19 protein-coding genes are annotated in these 21,452 nt (G+C 42.2%); 9 read left to right on the top strand and 10 right to left on the bottom strand.

Annotated features, from left to right (window positions below):
• Window positions 1-33 precede the first annotated feature (33 nt).
• The 6 genes from C505_RS0106750 to rsxA are packed head-to-tail and all read right to left on the bottom strand — an operon-like array spanning window position 34 to window position 5,706.
• On the bottom strand, window positions 34-723 hold the full coding sequence (locus C505_RS0106750; RefSeq protein ID WP_018691833.1) for an electron transport complex subunit E: 690 nt from the start codon (window positions 721-723) through the stop codon (window positions 34-36).
• Entirely contained in the window at window positions 723-1,358 is a 636-nt protein-coding gene (gene rsxG / locus C505_RS0106745) for an electron transport complex subunit RsxG (protein ID WP_018691832.1), read from the bottom strand. The genes C505_RS0106750 and rsxG overlap by 1 nt, the downstream gene beginning before the upstream one ends.
• On the bottom strand, window positions 1,355-2,419 hold the full coding sequence (rsxD, locus tag C505_RS0106740; RefSeq protein WP_026317799.1) for an electron transport complex subunit RsxD: 1,065 nt from the start codon (window positions 2,417-2,419) through the stop codon (window positions 1,355-1,357). The genes rsxG and rsxD overlap by 4 nt, the downstream gene beginning before the upstream one ends.
• Window positions 2,420-4,558, bottom strand: coding sequence for an electron transport complex subunit RsxC (rsxC, locus tag C505_RS0106735; protein WP_018691830.1), 2,139 nt, complete (start codon window positions 4,556-4,558; stop codon window positions 2,420-2,422).
• A 9-nt stretch (window positions 4,559-4,567) separates the two neighbouring features.
• A complete protein-coding gene (rsxB, locus tag C505_RS0106730; protein ID WP_018691829.1) occupies window positions 4,568-5,122 on the bottom strand; it encodes an electron transport complex subunit RsxB in 555 nt (184 codons plus the stop codon).
• Window positions 5,122-5,706 (bottom strand): electron transport complex subunit RsxA, encoded by a 585-nt coding sequence (gene rsxA / locus C505_RS0106725; protein WP_018691828.1) that lies wholly within the window; start codon window positions 5,704-5,706, stop codon window positions 5,122-5,124. Before rsxA ends, rsxB begins: the two co-directional genes overlap by 1 nt.
• 310 nt (window positions 5,707-6,016) lie before the next feature.
• On the opposite strand from rsxA, the gene C505_RS0106720 reads away from it, so the two are divergent.
• On the top strand, window positions 6,017-6,796 hold the full coding sequence (locus tag C505_RS0106720) for a substrate-binding periplasmic protein (RefSeq protein ID WP_018691827.1): 780 nt from the start codon (window positions 6,017-6,019) through the stop codon (window positions 6,794-6,796).
• Between the two features lie 9 nt (window positions 6,797-6,805).
• On the opposite strand, the gene C505_RS0106715 is transcribed toward C505_RS0106720, so the two are convergent.
• Entirely contained in the window at window positions 6,806-8,032 is a 1,227-nt protein-coding gene (locus tag C505_RS0106715; protein WP_018691826.1) for an EAL and HDOD domain-containing protein, read from the bottom strand.
• 89 nt (window positions 8,033-8,121) lie between these two features.
• Window positions 8,122-9,627 (bottom strand): sodium/proline symporter PutP, encoded by a 1,506-nt coding sequence (gene putP, locus C505_RS0106710; RefSeq protein WP_018691825.1) that lies wholly within the window; start codon window positions 9,625-9,627, stop codon window positions 8,122-8,124.
• Window positions 9,628-10,187: 560 nt separating this feature from the next.
• Between putP and C505_RS0106705 the strand changes: the two genes are divergently transcribed.
• A complete protein-coding gene (locus C505_RS0106705; RefSeq protein ID WP_018691824.1) occupies window positions 10,188-11,090 on the top strand; it encodes a methyl-accepting chemotaxis protein in 903 nt (300 codons plus the stop codon).
• A gap of 252 nt (window positions 11,091-11,342) precedes the next feature.
• Window positions 11,343-11,948 carry a peroxiredoxin gene (locus C505_RS0106700; RefSeq protein ID WP_026317798.1) on the top strand — a complete coding sequence of 202 codons (606 nt, stop codon included), beginning with the start codon at window positions 11,343-11,345 and terminating at the stop codon, window positions 11,946-11,948.
• Between the two features lie 44 nt (window positions 11,949-11,992).
• Here the strand turns inward: C505_RS0106700 and C505_RS0106695 are convergent, their stop codons facing one another.
• Together C505_RS0106695 and C505_RS0106690 are read right to left on the bottom strand one after the other, a co-directional pair.
• A complete protein-coding gene (locus C505_RS0106695; protein WP_018691822.1) occupies window positions 11,993-12,409 on the bottom strand; it encodes a hypothetical protein in 417 nt (138 codons plus the stop codon).
• Between the two features lie 223 nt (window positions 12,410-12,632).
• Complete coding sequence (locus C505_RS0106690; protein ID WP_018691821.1) at window positions 12,633-13,676, bottom strand: Glu/Leu/Phe/Val dehydrogenase dimerization domain-containing protein; 1,044 nt, start codon at window positions 13,674-13,676, stop codon at window positions 12,633-12,635.
• A 286-nt stretch (window positions 13,677-13,962) separates the two neighbouring features.
• Here C505_RS0106690 and C505_RS0106685 point away from each other — a divergent pair, with 286 nt between their 5' ends.
• The 6 genes from C505_RS0106685 to C505_RS0106655 all read left to right on the top strand — a co-directional run bounded on the left by C505_RS0106685 (window position 13,963) and on the right by C505_RS0106655 (window position 21,384).
• A complete protein-coding gene (locus C505_RS0106685) occupies window positions 13,963-14,379 on the top strand; it encodes a DUF4826 family protein (protein ID WP_018691820.1) in 417 nt (138 codons plus the stop codon).
• 59 nt (window positions 14,380-14,438) lie between these two features.
• On the top strand, window positions 14,439-14,903 hold the full coding sequence (locus C505_RS0106680) for an Mpo1 family 2-hydroxy fatty acid dioxygenase (RefSeq protein WP_018691819.1): 465 nt from the start codon (window positions 14,439-14,441) through the stop codon (window positions 14,901-14,903).
• Window positions 14,904-15,281: 378 nt separating this feature from the next.
• Complete coding sequence (locus C505_RS0106670; RefSeq protein ID WP_018691817.1) at window positions 15,282-16,454, top strand: GNAT family N-acetyltransferase; 1,173 nt, start codon at window positions 15,282-15,284, stop codon at window positions 16,452-16,454.
• Complete coding sequence (locus C505_RS0106665) at window positions 16,441-17,616, top strand: LuxE/PaaK family acyltransferase (RefSeq protein WP_018691816.1); 1,176 nt, start codon at window positions 16,441-16,443, stop codon at window positions 17,614-17,616. Before C505_RS0106670 ends, C505_RS0106665 begins: the two co-directional genes overlap by 14 nt.
• Window positions 17,609-20,119: an acyl-CoA reductase gene (locus C505_RS21665; protein WP_018691815.1), complete on the top strand. Its 2,511-nt coding sequence runs from the start codon at window positions 17,609-17,611 to the stop codon at window positions 20,117-20,119. Before C505_RS0106665 ends, C505_RS21665 begins: the two co-directional genes overlap by 8 nt.
• Window positions 20,116-21,384 (top strand): phenylacetate--CoA ligase family protein, encoded by a 1,269-nt coding sequence (locus C505_RS0106655; protein ID WP_018691814.1) that lies wholly within the window; start codon window positions 20,116-20,118, stop codon window positions 21,382-21,384. Before C505_RS21665 ends, C505_RS0106655 begins: the two co-directional genes overlap by 4 nt.
• The last annotated feature ends 68 nt before the right edge of the window (window positions 21,385-21,452 follow it).

The following is a 21,452-nucleotide window of genomic DNA, read 5'->3' as shown; positions in this document are numbered from 1 at the left end:
AAGTGAACATTTAAATGGCACTGACAGGTCACATTATTGGCTGGTGACGCGTGCACGCTCAATTGTCTTTTTGGGCTCAGCGGCTTTTTTGGCGTTTTCTCGCTGTTCATCAATTTTATTTTTGATTGCAATAAGAAAACCCATTGCCATAAATGCCCCAGGTGGAAGAATGGCAAGCAAAAAGTGACTGTCAAATTTAAAGATCTCAAGTCGTAGTACGGTTGCCCAATCACCGAGTAACAGTTCCATACCATGGAATAATGTTCCTTCACCAAGCAACTCACGGATTGCACCGAGTATCAGCAACACGGCCATAAAGCCAAGCCCCATCATTAAGCCATCAAATGCAGCTAATCCCGGGGTGTTTTTTGATGCAAATGCCTCTGCTCGTCCGATAATTGCACAGTTGGTCACAATCAAGGGGATGAAAATACCTAAGGATAAATACAAACCATAGGTATAGGCATTCATCAAAAGTTCTACAGCAGTCACAAATGAGGCGATGATCAGGACGAAGACCGGAATCCGAATTTCTTTTGGTACCCAGAGGCGAACAATGGATACAGTGACATTTGAACATATGAGAACGAGTGTTGTGGCGATGCCTAAGCCAAGTGCATTGGCAACAGATGAAGTCACAGCTAGGAGTGGGCATAAGCCAAGAAGTTGAACAAGCGCTGGGTTATTTTCCCATAAGCCTTTGTGCAGGATCTCTTTGTACATTAGCTTTTTTCTCCACACTGACTATTGGCTGATAGAAGAGACTCTTGGTGGAAAGAAGCATACAGAGCCGCATCTTTGACTGCTTTGGTTACTGCTCTTGGGGTAATCGTAGCGCCAGTAAATTGATCAAACATGCCTCCATCTTTTTTGACGGCCCAGCGTTTGTCTTTATCGCCTTCTACAACTTGATCATTGAATTCCAGGATCCAATTACTTTTACGAAGTTCAATTTTGTCACCAAGTCCTGGTGTTTCTTTATGAGTCAGAACACGAGAGCCAGTAATCTTACCTTGTAAGTCAACACCAACCACTAGGTCAATCGCACCACTGTAGCCGTTAGGTGCTGTGGTTTCGATAACCAGTGCGCTCACTTTTCCTTGCTTTCTGGCTCTGTATACCGCGTGCTTTTCTTGGTTACCTAAGAATTGCTCGTTGATCACATAGACGCAATCTTGATAGGGTTGATTGTCATAGTAACTTTGCGGTAGCACATCCGAGAGTAGTTGAATCAAATCTGCTTTCTTCTGCATCTCAATTCTGTCTTTAGTCAATGCGTGTGTAACAGCGAGTAACCCAGTACTGACAAGCGCAAAGCTACTTAAAATCAGTGCGTTTTTCGAGATGGATTTGATCATGATGAACTTCCTTGAGAATAACCGTAGGTTCTTGGTCTCGTATAATAATCAATGAGTGGCACACACATATTCGCGAGTAATACCGCAAATGCAAAAGCATCAGGATAGCCACCCCAAGTTCGGATCACAAAAACCATCAAGCCAATGAATGCGCCATAGATAAGTCGACCCAAGTTTGTGGTTGAGGCAGATACAGGATCCGTTGCAATAAAGAAAGCGCCAAGCATGGTTGCGCCGGTCAACATATGAAATAGAGGCCCCGCAGAGCTGTCTGGTAAAATCATGTAGCCTAATAATCCCATGAGAAACAGACTTCCCAGAGTTGCAATTGGGATTTGCCAGCGGATCACATTCATCTTTAATAGAAATAAACCTCCGGCTAAATACGCGAGGTTCACCCACTCCCAGCCAAGTGCATACCAGCTACCAAAAACGGGGTTTGTGGTGATTTCATCGCTTGTCAGGCCCAATGTAAAGCCAGTTTTTAAGGTATCTAATGGCGTAGCCATTGTCATTCCGTCAATGGTTGTTCTCAGTTGAGCTACGCTATAGCCATCTAGGGTGTACCCAGTAAAGATCGCAGCGAATGCGTCGCCAATGTTCACTTGGTGATGAACGATACTTTGCGGTGGTAGCCAAGCGGTCATTTCAACGGGAAATGAAATGAGTAACAGAACGTATCCTGCCATGGCTGGGTTAAACAGGTTAAAGCCCAATCCTCCATAAAGCTGTTTGACCACAAGAATAGCAAAACCAGTACCAATCACAGTGATCCACCAAGGTGCAAATGTTGGGACACTTGTTCCAATCAGAACAGCAGTGAGTAATGCACTAAAATCCATCAATACAGGCTTGATAGGGCGGCTTCTCAGGTGAAGGATCAGTGCTTCTGCCATCAGAGCCGTCACGATAGCAATGGCAATATGAACGAGATTCCCCCAACCAAAGAAAAACGCTTGGACGAGTATTCCTGGAATACAAGCTAATATTACAAGCTGCATGATGTCATGCGTACTTCTTCGAATATGAAGGTGGGGAGAGCTTGCTATCTTAAAAGTCATTTAGTTCTTACCTTGATCATTATCTTTTTGCGCTTTTTTGGCCTTAGCACGTGCGACTGCCGCTGCAATTTTTGCTTTACGCTCTTCTTCTGGAGAAAGATCGGACGCCTGGGTTTCAGCTTCTCCTTGAGCGTTTGCCTCAGCTTCTTTTGCGGCCTTTTTGGTTTTTGCTCTTTCAATTGCAGCGGCTACCTTGGCCTTTTTATCATCAGTTGCGTTACTTTTGGGTTCAACATTTTCTTCACCAAGTGATTCAGCATCTTCTTGTTGTGCCTTTTTTGCCTTTGCTCGGGCAATGGCTGCCGCGATTTTTGCTTTTCTATCGTCTTGTTCGGAGGCGTTTTCAGATGAATTATCCTTGCTCTGCTCTGTGGCTTCCGATTGTTCCGCTAGCTTCGCCTTTTTTGCTTTCGCTCTTGCGATAGCTGCGGCAACCGCAGCCTTTTTATCTGTTGGTGAACTTTCTGGCTCTGTGCCAGTTTGTTTTGACTCTTTATAATCACGAGCTTGTTGCTTTCTTGCTTCTCTTGCTGCAATAACTTCTGAGTTATCTGGTGATTCATCTTCTGTGGGTTGGCGCTTGGCTTTTGCTCTCGCAATCGCAGCGGCTACTTTATCGGTTGCGCTTTCTTTGACTCGGGAAATCGCAGCTTCAATCTTATTACTGTCCTCAGAAGTTGATTGTCTAGCCTCAGATGCTTTTCGTTGTTTTTCCAAGCGCTCTTGTTTATCGCGCTCTAATCTTGCTTTTCTTGCCTCAAAACGTAGTTTTGCTTGTTCTGCTTTTTGTTTTTCTTGTTGCTGGGTTTTAATTTCTGCTTTGGCGACGCGATAGTATTGTACAAGTGGGATATCGCTTGGACAGACATATGAACAGGCCCCACATTCAATACAGTCTGCGAGGTTGTAGCTTTCCAGCTTTTCATAATCTTTTGCTTTGGCATACCACTGGAGTTGCTGCGGTAAAAGTGTCGCAGGACAAACGATGGCGCATTCGCCACAACGAATACAAGGCATCTCTGGGCTTTCTGGCGGGAGTTCTTGATTCGATGGTGCCAAAATGCAGTTACTAATTTTAGTGATAGGCACATCAGGAGATGGAAGCGTAAATCCCATCATCGGGCCACCCATAATCAGGCGTTGATTCAGACCAGGTCGAAAATCGACATGGTCAAGTAAGTGCGATACCGGTGTTCCCAATAACGCCCAGACGTTTTTGGGCTGGTGGATGCTTTCACCAGTCATTGTCACGACACGATGAATGAGTGGTTGATCGGCAACAATTGCGCGTGATACTGCATATGCTGTCCCAACATTTTGCATGACAATCCCAATATCGGCTGGAATACCACCTTTAGGAACTTCTCTGCCCGTGAGTATTTGGACAAGTTGTTTTTCGCCACCTGATGGATATTGAGTAGGGAGTTCACAGACATGAAAACCTCGTTCCACCCCCACAGCGGCTTTAATTGCGGTGACCGCAAGTGGCTTGTCATCCTCGATACCGATTAAGACATGCTTTGCCCCAGTCATATGTTGCAGAATTTCAATTCCCTGAATGATAGCCTCGGGATATTCCTGCATGAGCAAATCATCTGCTGTAATGTAAGGTTCACATTCAACGGCGTTGATAATGAGAAACTCAATTTCAGCATTCGTTGCAGATTTAATATGCGTCGGGAAACCTGCACCACCAAGACCAGCAACGCCATTGAGCTGTAATCGACGAAGGAGTTGCTCCTTCGAATAGTTTAGATAATCCGCCCAAGGCTCCCGCTCACGCCACTCATCCAGTCCATCGGGTTGGATACAGATACAGAGTTCAGGCAGGGCAGACGGATGTGCTGAAATATGTTCTTTGATTTCCTGAACAACACCTGATGTTGGTGCATGAACTGCAACATCCAAATGATTGAGTCCATTGGTTAAAGCTTGGCCCTTTTTCACATGTTCGCCTTTGGAGACAAGGATCTGTCCAATCGTACCAATATGCTGCTTGATGGGAACATAGAGTACAGGCGGTAATGGCACCTCAGCAATAGGATGTTGGCTTGTGAGTTCTTTTCGTGTGGGTGGATGAATTCCGCCAGGAAAATCCCAGAAATGCCCCTGTTGAATTCTTTCAAGTAATGTTTCCATGGGTAACTTCTACTCCACAACCTTAACCGGAATACTTTCTAAATCCCATTTCCAACTTTCGGCTTTGGGCTTGAGTGGGACCATATCGATACAGTCAACGGGGCAAGGATCGACACAAAGATCACAGCCCGTACATTCATCAATAATAATGGTGTGCATTTGACGCGTCGCACCAACAATGGCATCAACAGGACAGGCATGGATACACTTGGTGCAACCGATGCATTCATCCTCACGAATGTAAGCAACTTTTTTTACATCTTCTTGCCCATGTGCATCATCTAAGGGTTTTGGCTCAACACCCATTAAATTAGCAAGCTCTTTGATGGTTGACTCACCCCCTGGCGGGCATTTATTAATCTCGTCGCCATTCGCAATGGCTTCCGCGTAGGGACGACAACCAGGGTAACCACATTGTCCGCATTGTGTTTGTGGTAAAATTGCGTCGATTTGTTCAACAAGTGGGTCTGCTTCGACTTTAAATCGAACGGCAGCAAATCCTAAGACTGCGCCAAAAACTAGGGCAAGAACACCTAAAGCAATTAAGGCATAAATAATTGTCATTAACTCACCTTCACCAAGCCAGTAAACCCTAAAAATGCCAGGGACATCAGTCCGGCGGTGATCATTGCAATTGATGCACCTTGAAAAGGTTTCGGAATGTCGGAGCCTACCAGCTTTTCACGCATTGCTGAAAATAAAATAAGTACAAGTGAGAAGCCGACCGCAGCACCAAAGCCATAGACTAATGATTGCATAAAGCTATGGTGCGCGTTGACATTCAGTAAAGCAACACCGAGAACTGCGCAATTCGTTGTAATCAGTGGTAGAAATATTCCGAGTAAGCGGTATAGCGTCGGGCTTGTTTTTTGGACAACCATTTCGGTAAATTGTACAACGACGGCAATCACTAAGATAAAACTCAGTGTTCTTAAATAAGTGAGTTCTAAGGGAACAAGAACCCAAGCATTGACCATATAACTAGTGGCAGAAGCCAGTGTCAGTACGAATGTTGTGGCTAAAGACATCCCAATTGATGTTTCGAGTTTGTTGGAAACGCCCATAAATGGGCAAAGCCCAAGAAACCTCACGAGTACAAAGTTATTGACAAGGACTGTACTCATCAGGAGCAATACATATTCTTTCATTAAGCTACCTTCGAAAGATGCGTCTTGATTGCGGCAAAGAGAGAGTCTTACGCATCATTATGTTACTCATTATAAGCTAAGCTATTATCCGACTTTATCTCGTGTTAGACAATATTGTTTGATGATTGAAAAACGTGATTGGTGAAGTTCTGTTCAAATTAGTTTCAATTTTTCTGATATTGCATACTCAGAGCTCAAGGAATAATACTTTCACAAGAGAGTTCGTGATCGATGTCGCCATTGAATGGTGTGGAACCTAATGTTGATTGAGGGTTTATACTTTCAGTGATACCGCAAAACAGAGTGGACTATGAACCAATATACAAACATCCTGTTGGGCTGCTGTTTTCTGCAAACGACATTCGCTCTCGGAGCGGAGAAACAGGTTGTACTCGCAAATGATGAGGCAAAACCTTTTATTGCAAAAGAGTATCATCACTTTGGTGTGATTGGACATATACTGACACAGGCTTTTCTTTCTCAAGGGATCAAGCCACGTTATGAATGGATGACATGGAAGCGGGCTTACCAGCAAACTCTGGCAGGAAAATATGATGCGACCTCAATGTGGATACCGACTGAAGAGCGCATGAAGCATTTTTTATATAGCGATATTTTGCTTGAAAATGAGAAAGTTTTTTTTCATTTGAAGTCATACCCATTTGAATGGAAAACAATTGAAGATTTAAAACATATACGTATTGGTGCAGTGCTCGGTTTTACATATGGACCAGAGTTCGACAAAGCTGTGAAAGAGAAACACCTGATGGTGGAGCGTGTCGCGACAGAAAAGCAAAACTTTGAGTTGCTTCTCAAGGGAAGAACGCAGATATACCCGCAGGAACTGGCAATTGGTCAGATGTATATCAGCTTATACCCCGAAGAGATACAAAAACAGTTTACCTATCACCACAGACCAATTATGCGAACAACACACCATTTGTTGTTTTCAAAAAAGATCCCCAATGCGGAACAATTGCTTGAAGCCTTTAATCGAGGGCTAAAACAGTTAAAGGACACAGGAAAGCTTAAGAAAATGCTACAAGATCATCAATCAGGCGATTATCAAAAGCCTAAGGAGAGCCAATAAGTGTGGGTACTACTCTTCACCTAAAGCTTGCATTTGCTGGTTTGCCCACTGCGCTGCATCATGATAAACGTCAGGGACTTTCTCTTTATCCAATGACAATTTTTCGATCAATGTGTTGGCTGCATCCCACTCTGCTTTCTCGTAGACAATAATCAACTCAATCAATTCTGCGAGTTTGCCTTCCCCTTTCACAAGAGCATCTTTGATATCGTCTGCCAAAGGGAGCCGCTCCATAATATTCTCAATCGATTCATCTAAAATTGCATCAATGAGAGAGAGCAGTCCGGTCAAGAATGCTTTCGAGGAATCTTCATTTGGTGCCATCAGTTCAGATAACCCCTCTGAAAACTTCGCTCTTGTCATGGATAGACGCATGAGTTCTGCTGGTTTATCGGTTGATACCTGTGCGGTGAATAAAACGGATAAGAAGCGTTTTAATTCTTTTTGCCCAAGCACAATGAGTGCCTGTTTGATGGTTGAGATCTCTGCGCGTCTTCTAAAAATGGAAGAGTTTGAATAACGCAGCAATTTATATGAGAGATTGACATCTCGCTCGAAGATCTTTGTGATTGACGGGAGGTCGGGTTCTGTTTTTGAGGTTTCATAAAGAAGCTCAGCCAGCGTCATTTGAGCAGGTGACAGCGCTTTACTTTTAACAACTTCTGGTTTGGAGAAGAAAAATCCTTGAAAATAAGTAAAGCCGAGTTCAACTGCTTCTTGAAACTGCTCATTCGTTTCGACTTTTTCTGCAAGCAACTTGATTTGTGGAAAGGGTTCAATTTCTTTTTTCAAAAACTCAATGTCTTCGCGAGTAGACACCTGTACATCTATTTTGATGATATCAATGTAAGGGAAAAAATGTTTCCACACAGATTTATGCTCGTAGTCATCTAGCGCCAGCATATAACCACTTTCTTTGAGTTCCTTGACCTCTTCTAAAAGCCGTTTGCCGGGTTGGACGGTTTCAAGGATCTCTACGACAAGATGCTCATGAGAGAGCATAAAAGGGTACTTCTTTAGAATAGTATCCAGCGTAAAGTTGATAAACGCAGGTTTTGAGCCAGTAAAGTCGTCAATACCAAGAGTGAACTGGCTACCTTCGATCATACGAGAGGTAGCCTCATCTTCGTCTATATCTGGGAATACATTTACCAAACTATCCCGAAACAATAACTCATAGCCATATAAGGACTTTTCAGCATCTAATATCGGCTGACGAGCGGCGTAAAAATACATAGAGTGAGATCCTGTTTCAGTGATTCATTCATCTATTTACTCAAACGTCTTTCTTAAGGCTAGCGGAAGATTTCCAAACTTGTCACTGTTTAAATCGAAGATGTTTTGTTGTTTAGACTAAGATCTTGAAAAATCTCGTCATATTCACTTGTATCTTCAATTAGTGAAACCACTACAGCAACTATTGTTGAAAGAATGAATCCTGGTACCATTGCATAAATGTTTAAGAAACTCTCTTTCTCGATTGGGCCAAATACGCCACTTTGGATCATGATCCATACGAGAACAGTTGCTCCACCAGTGATCATTGCGGCAACCGCAGCTGACTTAGTAAGCTTAGACCAATATAGAGAAAGTAAGATGACAGGTCCGAATGCACATCCAAATCCAGCCCATGCATGACTCACAAGTTTAAGGATTGAACTGTCTTTATCTAGCGCGATGACAATGGCGATGGCGCCAACAATAACAAGTGATAGACGGCTCAACCAGACAAGCTGCTGCTCAGTTGGTTTTTTCTTACTCGTTGATTTGTAGATATCTTCAACCATGACACTTGAACAAACAAGTAACTGGGAGTCGATGGTACTCATGATTGCAGACATAATTGCGGCAATGAGTAATCCAGCAACCCAAGGGTTGAGTAAGGCACTGACGAGGTGAAGGAAGACGGTTTCTGTCTGATCTTTGCCAAGCGGTGCATCAGCAAAATAGGCAATACCGGCATAACCAACGCCGATGGCACCAATGAGAGACATGATCATCCATCCCATTGCCACACGTCTTGCTGTAGGGACATGATCTGCAGATTCGATTGCCATAAAACGGGAAAGAATATGTGGTTGACCAAAGTAACCTAAGCCCCAGGCCATTGCTGATACAATGCCAATCAAAGGCAGCCCTTCAGCAAGTGCGTTAAACTGAGGGTTGATGTTCTGAACAACTTCCGTTGTTGGGTCAACGCCACCAAGTGCATTGAATGCAACAATCGGCACAATTAATAGTGCAAGAAGCATTAAACAGCCTTGGATAAAGTCAGTCCAGCTGACGGCAAGAAATCCACCAAAGCATGTGTAGGCAATGATCACCGCAGCACCGGAGAATAGTGCAATGTAATAATCCATTTGGAACACTTGTTGGAATAATTTCGCACCGCTTACAAGACCTGAGGCAACATAAACTGTAAAGAATACAAGAATAATAACCGCAGAGGTTAAACGAATGATATTTGCATTATCTTTGAAGCGAACCCCGAAGTATTCTGGGAGCGTGAGTGCATTGTTCGCTTGCTCCGTATGAATACGGAGTCTCTTGGCGACGAGCAACCAGTTGAGGTATGCACCGATGACCAAACCAATTCCAATCCAGATTTCACCTAAACCTGAAAGGTAGATTGCGCCAGGTAAACCAAGCAATAGCCAACCACTCATATCTGATGCACCGACACTCAGTGCGGTCACACCAGGCCCTAATTTTCTGCCACCTAAAATGTAATCACTCAGATTATCCGTTTTTTTATAAGCCCAATAGCCTACAGCAAAGATGACTGCCATATAGGCGATGAGCATGACAATTGTTTCTGATCCAAATTTCATAATCGTTATCGCATTTTACATGAAGTTTTCGACACTATAAAAAGTATGAACTTTCCAAAAGAGAGGAAATCCTCGGAATTAAATGTGTGAGATATCTTACACCGTCGTAAGAAATAGTTGTATTCTAAGTTTGGAAATATTATTAAATGCATATAGATCAGTTGGTTATGCATTAATCCACATTATGGAAACACAGTTTTATGATTGTTTAGTGACATTTTATCTTTATAATTTTCTTCGTCGCTAAACAATTTTCAGGATGCTGAGTACGGAAATTAGGCACCTGAATGACACCATATCATGATTTTTTGTGATACACGACGAGAGAGAAAGGGGCAATGTCCCCTTTCTTTTTACACTTCTTTATGTACGAATTGTTTTATTGTTCTGCCCCAAAACTTTGTCGAATGGCTTAATTTTGTCTATGTTAAATCAGAAGCAGCTTATGAATACGGCTACCTTTTAGTAAAGAAGTCTCTGTTGCTCAAGACCAAAGGCAAATTGGTTGAGTGAATCAATTCATTCTGACCTTTCATGAATAAATAAGGAAAAGCTAAGTTATGTTTGGCGACTTATTAAAACCTAAGCTCCCTGAAGGTAAGTTATTGATAGATAGGGATGAGCTACAAATGTTGCGAGATAAAGCTGAATCTTATGATAAGTTTCGTGAAGATCAGCCCGAGATGAAAATCAGTGAGATAGCAAGCCTTGCCAGAGATGTAAATGATTCGATTACCAAAAAATTAGGTACAATTGAGCATAGTTTTGATCTTGTACGACACTTTATCGATCAATCGCAGGAGATACAGTCAATCTCTGAAAGCTCATTCGAATCCGCTTCGGAAACCGCGAGTACGAGTGAGGATTGTATAGAGCAGTTAGCAAGCCTGGTTGAAAATATTAAAGCCTCAGCGCAATTTATTTCTGAGTTTACCGACTTACTTTCCAGTCTTGATGAAAACAGTAAAAACATTGACCACCTTGTTGAAGCAATTAAAGGGATTGCGGAGCAGACAAATTTACTTGCACTGAATGCAGCAATTGAGGCAGCTAGGGCAGGTGAACATGGTAGAGGGTTCGCGGTTGTCGCAGATGAAGTCCGTTCTTTGGCAAATACAGCGAATGGGTCTGCTGATCAGATCCAGACTGAAATGAAAAAAATTATGGATATTTCAGGCTCTATCATTCTTAAACAAAAAGAAGTTCAGGAGCTGATTGATAAAAGTGTTGAAATAGCTGATGTGACATCAGAACAACTTGACTCACTTGTTGGGATGGCGAAAGCAAGCTCTCAATCTGTTGAGCAAACGATTGATCAGATCAGAATGCAACTGGGTTCATCTTCTGAAATTGTTTCTAATATGGAAAACCTAGTCGACGATACCAGACGAACCATTGATGATGTTTCACGTAATGTTGAATTAGGAGAGGAATTACAAGATCAATCTAACATGTGGTCTTAAAATGCTCTGATACGCCAAAGGTTTGCTGGTTTTTTGCTCGTTTATCCTTGGTGATGAATACTGAAGGGGACAAACCGAAAATATTCTTGGTTTGTCCCCTTGGTTTTTTTAATCTGACCTATATAATTCCTGCGTGAGACTCGCGATCTTAGGGTATGTTTATCTTTTATGAATGTCGCTTTGATGGATATTTTTCGCTAAACACGCCCTGAGTCTTGAGGCAAGATAATAAAACCATCAATGGAGAAATTCATGAGCGTATTAGTTGGCCGCAAGGCACCTGATTTTACTGCCGCTGCTGTTCTAGGTTCTGGCGAGATTGTTGATAACTATAACTTGAGCCATGCTATCGAGGGTAAGAAGGCAGTGATCTTCTTCTACCCACTTGATTTCACATTTGTTTGTCCTTCGGAACTTATCGCTTTTGATAAGAGATTTGAAGAATTCAAAAAGCGTGGTGTTGAAGTGATTGGTGTCTCAATTGACTCCCAGTTTAGCCATAACGCATGGCGTAACACGTCTGTTAACGATGGTGGTATTGGTCAAGTTCAATATACACTTGTTGCTGACGTGAAACACGAAATCTGCCAAGCATTCGATGTTGAACATCCAGAAGCAGGTGTTGCTTTCCGTGGCTCATTCCTTATCGATGAACAAGGTATGGTCCGTCACCAAGTTGTCAACGATTTACCACTTGGTCGTAATGTTGACGAAATGCTACGTATGGTTGACGCGCTTGCGTTCCATCAGGAGCACGGTGAAGTTTGCCCAGCAGGCTGGAACGAAGGCGACAAAGGCATGAATGCAAGCCCAGAAGGCGTTGCTGCATACCTTTCTGAAAATGCGGACAAGCTGTAAGCTTTTTCAGATTCGAAGCCGCTGCTTGATGAGCGGCTTCAATTTCATGTCTTACAGTAGTAGAGCTTCAATCCGTTAAAGACGGATTCCAGATATAGACAACCTTGATCGACTTCATGGATTTCAATATCTTTGTCTTGTGTCAACCCCCCGCCTAAATATCCGATTGTCATTGAGTCACTATCTTGATTGACGACACGGTAATGATGTGAGTCGACATGTCCTTTTACTCTAGTTTTAAAAGCACCATTTTTAAACTCAATGCTGGAACCGGAATAAAGTTCAAAAAGCTCTTTTTTATCTTTATTCGTCAAGGTTCTGTTTTTGAGCAATGCCTGTGTTGTCAGGGACTCATTAAATATCCACTTTCCATCAATAGAAAATGCAGTGGCCTTTTTGTAGATCAAACTGGATGTAATGATAACGACCAAAATGACAGCCTTGTAGATGAACTTCTCCATATAACTCCACACTCTATATTAATAATCAAATCGTCTAAATAACAACCGATTTTAAATATACTTTAATGGAATGTAAATAAGTTTCCTTTTTTAGGGTCGTGGTCGACCATCAAATCGTCTGAGTTATCGTGATGGGGATACAATTGAGAAGTAAAATGGTTATAAAAGAGCCATCGTATTTCTGGCTCTTTCTATTGATGAAAAATCGTGTGATGTGTGAGGCTTACTTGCCACCATTTTGTAAAATTTCAAGGGCAAGTTCATCCGCAACTACATTGGTTGGTCGCCCCGTTGATGCTGAACGTTGGAAAATTTCTGTAAGCGTATGATAGATTTCGTTGACTTTTTCTGTAGATTTCTCTGCATCATAACCACCAGGGACAGACTCAAAAGAAACGTTAATGATGCCACCTGCGTTAATCACATAATCTGGTGCATAAAGAATACCTTGATCGAGCAGCGCCTGGCCATGACGGCTTTCTGCAAGCTGGTTATTTGCACAACCCGCAACAATCGACACTTTGAGTTGTTCAATGGTATGATCATTAATTGTGGCACCAAGCGCACATGGTGCGTAGATATCTGCTTCTTGGCTATAAATGTCATCTAAGGCAACGGCTTCGGCACCATATTCTTCAACACAACGTTTGATTGCGCCTTCATTGATATCCGTGACAATGAGTTTTGCGCCTTCATTGTGGAGTCGATCACATAAATAATGCCCCACATTACCCAGTCCCTGAATCGCAATTCGAACGTCTTTCAGGCTTTCTGTACCCAGCTTATGCTTTGCTGCTGCTTTCATCCCTAAATAGGTTCCAAGGGCAGTGAATGGGGCAGGGTTACCACTTTTACCTTCCAAGCCAGTTACATATGGTGTCTCTTGATTGACAACCATGATGTCGCCAGTGGTGATATTGACATCTTCTGCGCTGATATAACGGCCGCCGAGGGAGTGAATAAATCGGCCAAATGCGCGGAAGAGTTCGTCTGATTTGATCGTTTTAGCATCCCCGATGATGACTGACTTTCCACCACCAAATGGTAATCCCGTAATCGCATTTTTGTATGTCATCCCGCGAGATAAACGCAGTACATCTTCCAGCGCATCTTCATCACTGGCATAATTCCAGAGTCGGCACCCACCGACCGCCGGACCCAGTTTTGTACTATGCACCGCAATGATTGCTTTTAGACCGGATGCATCGTCAGAACAAAATAGGACCTGCTCATGGTTATCGAAATCTTTCTGATTAAACACTGCCACTATGATCGCCTCCAATTCATTTGTATTTTTTATTGTAGGGTCTGTTTATCTTTCTTTATATTTCCATCAAAAGTTGCAGACCTAAGCGAAAGCCAGGCTTACTCGCTATCCGTATTGGCCTCGGAAATGTAACACTATCACTTTCATTCCGCCAGCACTTCACATGATTGCCAACTGGTATTACCAGTAAAAAGCGCACATTCTCCCCTCATGTGAATAAATGCTTGATACCGTCTGAATTCCCTTTTAGAGTATGGTACTCAATGAGATGAAATGAGTAGTAAATATGACAGAAACACTGCAAAAGTCCCCAAATGAATTCAGTGAATGGGTAAGAAAGGAATTTCAAAATGCGAATAAATATCTGGCATCCAAAGGACTGATTTCCAATGAGGTTTCGCCACAAAATTCACGTTATTTGGCACCAATGGTTGCGGTGTGGCAGTTAAAAACAACAACAAATGAGCAGCTTTGGGTGATCACCGGAGATGTGCCTTCTGATCATTTTGCACTCAGTGCAGCGGTAAACGCTCGAGAAGCAATGCGAGCATTTTCATTTCGTTGGCAGATGAATGCAGAAAACCTACTTCGTGCACCTCAAAAAACAAAAGCACAGATAGAATATGCACAATATCTGATTGCCAGTGCAGAGCGTTTATATCAAGTTTTTGAAGATGAAAAGCTTTGGCAGGAAGTTAGTTAACGAAAAATCATTATTTTCCGGTGATTGAGTCTGCTTTCCAATCCACCTTGAGGGTCGGTATGATGCAGATGAAAACACTTGATGAATGGTTCGAAGAGTACGCTCAAAGCCATCAAAATCCAACCAATAAAAAAATCCACTTTGTGGCTGTGCCAATCATTTATGCAACTGTGATTGGCATTTTTTGGAGCCTCCCTACGCCTTGGAATGCTTCGTTAAACTGGAGTATCTTGATGACGCTGCCTGTCCTCGTCTTTTACTTTTTTCTTTCGCCTCGTGTTGCGCTTGGGATGGGGTGTTTAAGCATGCTTATCATTTTGTTTTGTTTTTGGTTAGAGCAATTCCTTGGCGTCAATATTCTATGGTTGTCCGTGATTACCTTCGTCATTGCATGGATATTTCAATTTATCGGTCACCATATTGAAGGTAAAAAACCCTCCTTTCTCAAAGATATCTTCTTTTTACTTATCGGTCCTGCTTGGGTGCTTTGTTATGCATACCGACGTTGGGGAATTCGATATTAAAGTCTGTTGATTTTTTACTGAAAAGCAGGTGTTTTTTTAGGCGCCGCCATAGTTTGATCGTTCTTAGGTTGACTTCTACCGATTTTTGTAAATAAATTCGGTCCAAACTTCCCTTTTTTACTGTATAATCCCGCAGAAATTCCGAGTAAATTCATAATATTAGGAATTTATTCTTAATTTCTGATGCTTCATTCATTGTTCAGCCGGATTGAAAACGATGTTTGTTTGCCCAGTATGCTGAACATTGTTCAGTTATTTCCCAATCTTTTCTTTTTTATTAATTTTTTTGAATATGACTCAATTTTTTTTACATCAAAATCTTTTAATCTGTTCCTTATGTAAATCCAATCATCTTTTATATCAAAACTCGGAGGTCAAATGAGCGCAGAAGGTTTATCGATAGCTGTTGCTGAATCTCAACATATCGAGGGGATCCTTCAATTATATTTACAAGCATATGGAACGAGTTATCCACTGAAATTTGGGACTGACCGAGAAGTCATGGCGGACGCAATTACTTCGAATTCGTTTTTTTGGCCAATCATGGTTGATGATAATACGGGGAAGGTTGTCGGTTCTTGCATTTTTGAACTGGATTTAACGCATCGTATTGGCAAACTTTCTGGTGTTGTTGTTCATCCAGACTATCGTAAGCAGAATATTGCCTCTGACTTGATTGCTTATGGATGTTCTTTATTTTTAGAGCAAGAGACATCGGAAGAATACATTCAGCTGAATTCAATTTATACAACCACCCGGACGGTCAGTCTCGGTCCACAACTGATGTGTTTAAAGAACAAATTTATCCCCCTTGGCATCTTTCCAAATGCGCATAAATTAGAAGAATATGAGACTGTCACTCTGCTGGGACGCTATCGCAACGGCATCCTTGAGCGTAGAACACCCATCACATCAGTTCCTGAAAAAATAATGAAAATTCTTAAAATTCAGGATAAAAATTTAGGAGTTCAAACAGAATATACGCCGTATCAACTGAAAGCACATGAGTCAATCACATCCAAACCACTTCAATTTGAAGTGATCCATGCTCCAAATTATGTAAAGCATCTATTTGAACACAAGCAGCTGACGGAATACGAGCGCTTTTACCCGTTTCATGAACCAAATACCTTGATTGTGTCTGCGGATGGCCAGTTAGAGGTCTTCGCATACATGAATAAAAAAGATCGATATATGGTGATCATTTCGCTCAGCCAACCTTTATACACTTTAAAGGGGTGTTTTGAGCGGCTTCTTTTTCAGCTGGAGTCCATAGGCGTTTCTTATATTGAACTCATGATTGGCTGCGAACACTCCGCTTCGATCCAAATGGTTTTAGACGCCAACTTCCAACCTTCTGCTGTGTATCCTGCAATGAAAGTTGATGACGATCATTGTCAGGATTTTGTTTTTCTAAGCCGAAGTTTGTACCCACTTGATTTTCGAAAAATAAAATTAAACGCCGATTTCCATCCCTATTTAAAGCAATACATGGAGTTATGGAAAGAAATGAACTTAGATTCTCTCGAGGTATTTGATGGCACTTATTAAATTGACGCCCCCAAAGGACAACGACTTAACGTTGGAAAATCTGTATCAACTTGTTTCTTTGAACAATCCATATCAATCGGATGAACACAGCGATCAGCTTTTTTATCAAGCAATGAAAGAAGTGATCCAATGGCACCAAAAAAAGTCGAACTACTATCAAGCACTATGTCAGCAAGAAAGCTACACAGAATGCACGATTACATCAAAAGAAGATTTAGGAAAAATTCCTTATTTAATGGCACACCTCTTAAAGCGACATGAAATTTTGTCGATTGACGTGGATGAGGTTGATGTTCACTTAACTTCTTCCGGCACAACAGGGCAAAAGTCACAGATGTTTTTTGATGCTTGGTCGCTTGGAAGTGCACAAGTGATGGTCGACAATATTTTTGATTATTACGGTTGGAATACCCCAGAGCAGGAAGTCGATTACCTCTTGTATTCCTACGAGCCGATGCCGGGCTTTAAGGTTGGGACTTCATATACGGATAACTTTTTGTGTAAATATGCGCCTGCAAGGAACGTGACTTATGCGTTGAAAAATATGGGGGATGGTCATGAGTTTGATTTGTTTGGCTGTATTCGAGCTATTGAAAAATCAGCACAAGATCAGGTGCCCCTTCGGATCTTTGGTTTCCCTTCATTTTTGTTTTTTACTTTGGAGAAAATTCAAAACCTGAGCCTGAAATTCTCACTACATCCTGAGTCATTTGTTTTTCTTGGGGGCGGTTGGAAAGGCCACCAAGATAAGGTGATTGAAAAGTCAGCTTTTTACCCGATGGTGACAGACTTGATTGGTATTCCCGATCATCGTTTACGGGATGGTTTTGGGAGTGTGGAGCACTGCGTTCCTTATGTTGAATGTGAACATCATCAATTTCATATACCGACTTATGCCAGAGTACTGATTCGTGATGTGATGAGTTTTTCTCCGCTGGGTTATGGAGAAGTGGGGTTATTGAACTTTGTTTCTCCTTACATTACTTCATCACCTGCACATTCTATCGTGATGGGAGACTTAGCAAAACTCCACCCTGGGGATAGCTGTCCTTGTGGTATTCAAACAGATTTTTTCCAGATTATTGGACGGGCAGGTAACAGTAAATCAAAAAGCTGTGCCGTTGCTGCGAATGAATTTTTAAAGGAGTCTCAACATGTCTAATTTATCTCATTTTGCTGAAATTAGGACAGATGCTGACATTGAGACAATGTATCAAGCAATCGCATCAGTGCAGACGGAGCGTTTTCCTCTCGAAACCCTCTACCAAGGCTGCCAGCATTTATCAGAATTATTATTCGAGCAATCGGATTTCTACCAATCTTGTTTTGATGCCTTGCTTGGGACAAGAAAATTTAGTGAAAAAGAAGTACATGAGGCACTTGCGGGTCTGCAATTCTTTTTGCAAGCTGATGCATTAAAAGAAAAAGTCAAGCGTGAGTACGGTACAACTTCGCCATTTTGTGCGAAACGAGTCTCTTTTGAAGAGAACCATTTTGAAGCATTTCAACCTTTAGGTTTACTTGGACATATTTTGCCGAGTAATGATCCCGTTGTTGGGGTGCTCAGCATTATCGAAGGTCTTTTGTCACAGAATATCAACGTGGTGAAACTAAGCAGCCAAGCAGGTGCGTTTCCATTTCTATTTTTTACTGAACTCAATCAGACAATGACAGATGTGCAGCTCAACCATTGGGTGTATTTGTTATGTTTATCTTCCAAACAAACTAATTTATTAAAGTACGCATTCCACGGCTGTGATGCGATGGCTGTTTGGGGTGGTGAAGCTGCTGTAGAAGGTGCGCGAAAGATCCTTCCGAAACATGCAGAGCTTATCGATTGGGGACCAAAAATATCGTTTGCATATATCGCTGATCTTGGTCAAATGACACAAAGTCAGCAAATTTCGCTCATGGAAAAACTCAGTGAAGAAATCTGCTTAAATGACCAGCGCGCATGTTCAGCGCCACAATGCATTTTTATTGATACGGATAATGAAGAAATGCTTTTAGAATTTGCTCAGCTGTTTTCCAAGTCTTTAGATAAAGTCAGCTTAGCCACGCCACCACAAAGCCCGGATGAGGCAGAAAAAGCTGAAATCAGTATCCAGACACGTTTACTTGAGTTGGAAAAACCATTTGGCAATACAACCGTTATCAAAGGTGAGCAGGCAGACTGGCGGATTTTTGTTGATACGCGTGAATTGTTGGAAACATCGCCTTTGTATCGAACGATCTGGATCCGCCCTTTACAGCAAAAAAAGATAGTGACTGTCCTAAAACCATTCCGCGCTTACCTGCAAACGGTGGGGCTTGTCTGTCAGTTGGACTCATTTTCGAATATTAGTCAACGGATGTTGGCAGCGGGTGTCACGCGCGTGAATGCTGTTGGACAAATGCAGGAAGCTTATATGGGGGCGCCGCATGATGGCCGATATGCGTTACGTGCTTATACACGTCGGGTGAGTTATCAACTTGGAGACGATTTTTCTGGCATGGGCGATTTGGTAATGCTGCAACCTCAATTGAAAAAAGACCGTAAAGGGCAACCCATTCTCACGAAAGAAGGTTTTCAATCACTCCAGATCGAAAAAGTACACCAGCAATTAGTCTTTAAAAGTGGCGGTAGCACAGGTCAGTCTAAGTTCTCATATTTCACTTATGATGATTACTACGCACAGATGGAAGCAGCAGGGATGGGCTTGCTCGCGAGTGGGTTTGAACCGACGAAAGATCATGCGATGAACCTGTTTTATGGTGGTGCACTCTATGGTGGGTTTATCAGCTTTTTTACGATATTGGAACAGTTAAATGCAAAGCAATACCCGATGACAGCCCATGAAGATTTTGAATTTGTTGCAGACTGCATCATTGAATTTGAAATCAATACGCTCCTCGGAATGCCCTCTTATTTGATGCAGTTATTACAGTCCCAAAAAGAGAAGCTTCAGGCTTATGGTGGTCTTCAAAAGGTATTCTATGGTGGGGAGCACTTTAATCAACAGCAACGACAATGGCTTCAGGATACATTTGGGATTTCATTGATCCGCTCTGCGACCTATGGGAGTGTTGATGCAGGGCCACTCGGGTACCAGTGTGGGCACTGTGAAGGAGGAGAGCATCATCTGCATCAACAACTTCATGATTTAGAAATTTTGGATCTTGAGGAAGACAAATCTGTATCAGCAGGTGAAATTGGACGATTGATAGTTTCATCCAAATGCCGAACGGGGCAACGCATTGAACGCTATGATATCGGTGATTTAGGTCGCTTCGTTAATACGCCGTGTGCTTGTGGTCGAGCCGCGCCAAAGTTTGAATTGTTAGGGCGTCATGGTGATGTTTTTCGAATTGCGACCTATTTCATTAATTATCAGAAAATTGCACAAATCCTTGAAAAAATGGATTATCCGTTTGAGTTTCAGATGGTTCTCGAAACACGAGCGGATATGGAATCTATCGAAGTCCACCTAGATGAGCATTCACCCATAGAAAAAGAAACGGTAAAAACTGCCATTTTTGAACAGTATGAAGAACTCAATTCAGCTTGTAATCAAGAAAACATGCTGAAATTGAGCGTTGAAAAAGTCAATCCATTGAATTTTCAGCGGACGGCAGGTAGTGGCAAGCTTCAGCGTGTTGTTGATCTTCGGGAGCACGCAAAATGAAAGTTTACACACTGAATGAGCTTGTGGATTATGCCAAGACTCACTCTGAATATTACCGTGTCCTCTATCAAGATGTTCGCCCTGATTTTCAATCCATCGCTGAATTACCTGTTGTGGAGTCAAACTCATTCTGGCAGGCGAATAGTTCATCGACAAACACGTTATTAACGGGGCATCCTACAGGTGTCGTCTTTAAGTCAGGAGGCACAACTGGTGTACCGAAAGTTTCCTACTATACCCAACAAGAGTGGGATAGTTTTTGTCAGGCGTTTGGGCATGGGCTTGTTCGAGGAGGGCTAGTGGATGGTGAGCGTATTGCTAATCTGTTCTATGCAGGTGACCTTTACGCATCATTTTTATTTATTCATCACTCAATTGAACAATCTACAGTTCAACCGTTGCAATTTCCAATTGCTGGCTCGGTGGGACCAGAATCAACGATCAAAACACTCTGTGACTTTGGGATTGAAACTTTAGTGGGTTTACCAACAAGTGTGATGGCCCTCGTAAATGCGATTCAGATGGGTACAGTAGAAGCGAGTCAACTCAACCTGAAAAAAATACTCTTTGGCGGGGAACCATTCTTTGAAAGCCAAAGGAAAACTCTAAGAGACTTCATCCCTGAGATCCATATTCAATCCATAGGATATGCCAGTGTTGACGCAGGTTTACTGGGTTTTGCGACACCAGATTGTGATATCAATGAGCATGTTGCATTTGATGAAAGTATTCTTGAGATATTGGACGAAGAGACGTTAGAACCGATCACACAAGTAAATTGCCCAGGTAAAGTCTATATTACCAATCTGACGCGCAAGCTGATGCCGATTATTCGTTATCCAGCAGGCGATCGGGCAATGTGGACGACTTCTCCACTATCGAAAAAACCTAGATTTCAACTCCTTGGACGCTCAGATGAAGCGGCGCGAGTTGGCCCCGTGACTGTGTATACATCAGATATTCAAAAGCTTCTCGAGGAATTTCAGTCTCAGTATGCGATTACGGATTTCCAATTATTGGTTCAAAGGGAGGAGGATAAAGACTTTCTAACGTTAAGATTAGTCAGTCTAAAGGGGCAGGAAACGCATGGGGGAACCCAAGCAATTCAAGATGCGTTTTATACATTCCGGCCACTTTATCTGGACTTTGTACGAGAAGATCAGCTTGGACCACTACAAGTCGAATGGATCACAGCTGAAGCGTTGATTTGTAACTCAAGGACAGGCAAACAGCTTAAAGTGATTGACCGACGAATCACAGGATAGCGATTTGAGAATAATGGTCCGCCTTTTTATGGAAAAGCGATTTGAAGTTTTGAAAGATAAAGGCGGCC

This window comes from Algicola sagamiensis DSM 14643 (assembly GCF_000374485.1).
GTDB classification, from domain to species: Bacteria; Pseudomonadota; Gammaproteobacteria; order Enterobacterales; family Alteromonadaceae; genus Algicola; species Algicola sagamiensis.
Note: the sequence above shows the minus strand (reverse complement) of the source record. Positions and strands in the feature narration are given on the sequence as shown.

What these genes read in the sequence shown, in the direction of transcription:
- C505_RS0106700 (WP_026317798.1), top strand. Translation starts at nt 11,343, where the DNA reads ATGAGCGTATTAGTTGGCCGCAAGGCACCTGATTTTACTGCCGCTGCT.
- putP (WP_018691825.1), bottom strand. Translation starts at nt 9,627, where the DNA reads ATGAAATTTGGATCAGAAACAATTGTCATGCTCATCGCCTATATGGCA.
- rsxD (WP_026317799.1), bottom strand. Translation starts at nt 2,419, where the DNA reads ATGACTTTTAAGATAGCAAGCTCTCCCCACCTTCATATTCGAAGAAGT.
- C505_RS21665 (WP_018691815.1), top strand. Translation starts at nt 17,609, where the DNA reads ATGTCTAATTTATCTCATTTTGCTGAAATTAGGACAGATGCTGACATT.
- rsxC (WP_018691830.1), bottom strand. Translation starts at nt 4,558, where the DNA reads ATGGAAACATTACTTGAAAGAATTCAACAGGGGCATTTCTGGGATTTT.
- rsxG (WP_018691832.1), bottom strand. Translation starts at nt 1,358, where the DNA reads ATGATCAAATCCATCTCGAAAAACGCACTGATTTTAAGTAGCTTTGCG.
- C505_RS0106720 (WP_018691827.1), top strand. Translation starts at nt 6,017, where the DNA reads ATGAACCAATATACAAACATCCTGTTGGGCTGCTGTTTTCTGCAAACG.
- C505_RS0106695 (WP_018691822.1), bottom strand. Translation starts at nt 12,409, where the DNA reads ATGGAGAAGTTCATCTACAAGGCTGTCATTTTGGTCGTTATCATTACA.
- rsxB (WP_018691829.1), bottom strand. Translation starts at nt 5,122, where the DNA reads ATGACAATTATTTATGCCTTAATTGCTTTAGGTGTTCTTGCCCTAGTT.
- C505_RS0106705 (WP_018691824.1), top strand. Translation starts at nt 10,188, where the DNA reads ATGTTTGGCGACTTATTAAAACCTAAGCTCCCTGAAGGTAAGTTATTG.
- C505_RS0106680 (WP_018691819.1), top strand. Translation starts at nt 14,439, where the DNA reads ATGATGCAGATGAAAACACTTGATGAATGGTTCGAAGAGTACGCTCAA.
- C505_RS0106715 (WP_018691826.1), bottom strand. Translation starts at nt 8,032, where the DNA reads ATGTATTTTTACGCCGCTCGTCAGCCGATATTAGATGCTGAAAAGTCC.
- C505_RS0106750 (WP_018691833.1), bottom strand. Translation starts at nt 723, where the DNA reads ATGTACAAAGAGATCCTGCACAAAGGCTTATGGGAAAATAACCCAGCG.
- C505_RS0106655 (WP_018691814.1), top strand. Translation starts at nt 20,116, where the DNA reads ATGAAAGTTTACACACTGAATGAGCTTGTGGATTATGCCAAGACTCAC.
- C505_RS0106665 (WP_018691816.1), top strand. Translation starts at nt 16,441, where the DNA reads ATGGCACTTATTAAATTGACGCCCCCAAAGGACAACGACTTAACGTTG.
- C505_RS0106685 (WP_018691820.1), top strand. Translation starts at nt 13,963, where the DNA reads ATGACAGAAACACTGCAAAAGTCCCCAAATGAATTCAGTGAATGGGTA.
- C505_RS0106670 (WP_018691817.1), top strand. Translation starts at nt 15,282, where the DNA reads ATGAGCGCAGAAGGTTTATCGATAGCTGTTGCTGAATCTCAACATATC.
- rsxA (WP_018691828.1), bottom strand. Translation starts at nt 5,706, where the DNA reads ATGAAAGAATATGTATTGCTCCTGATGAGTACAGTCCTTGTCAATAAC.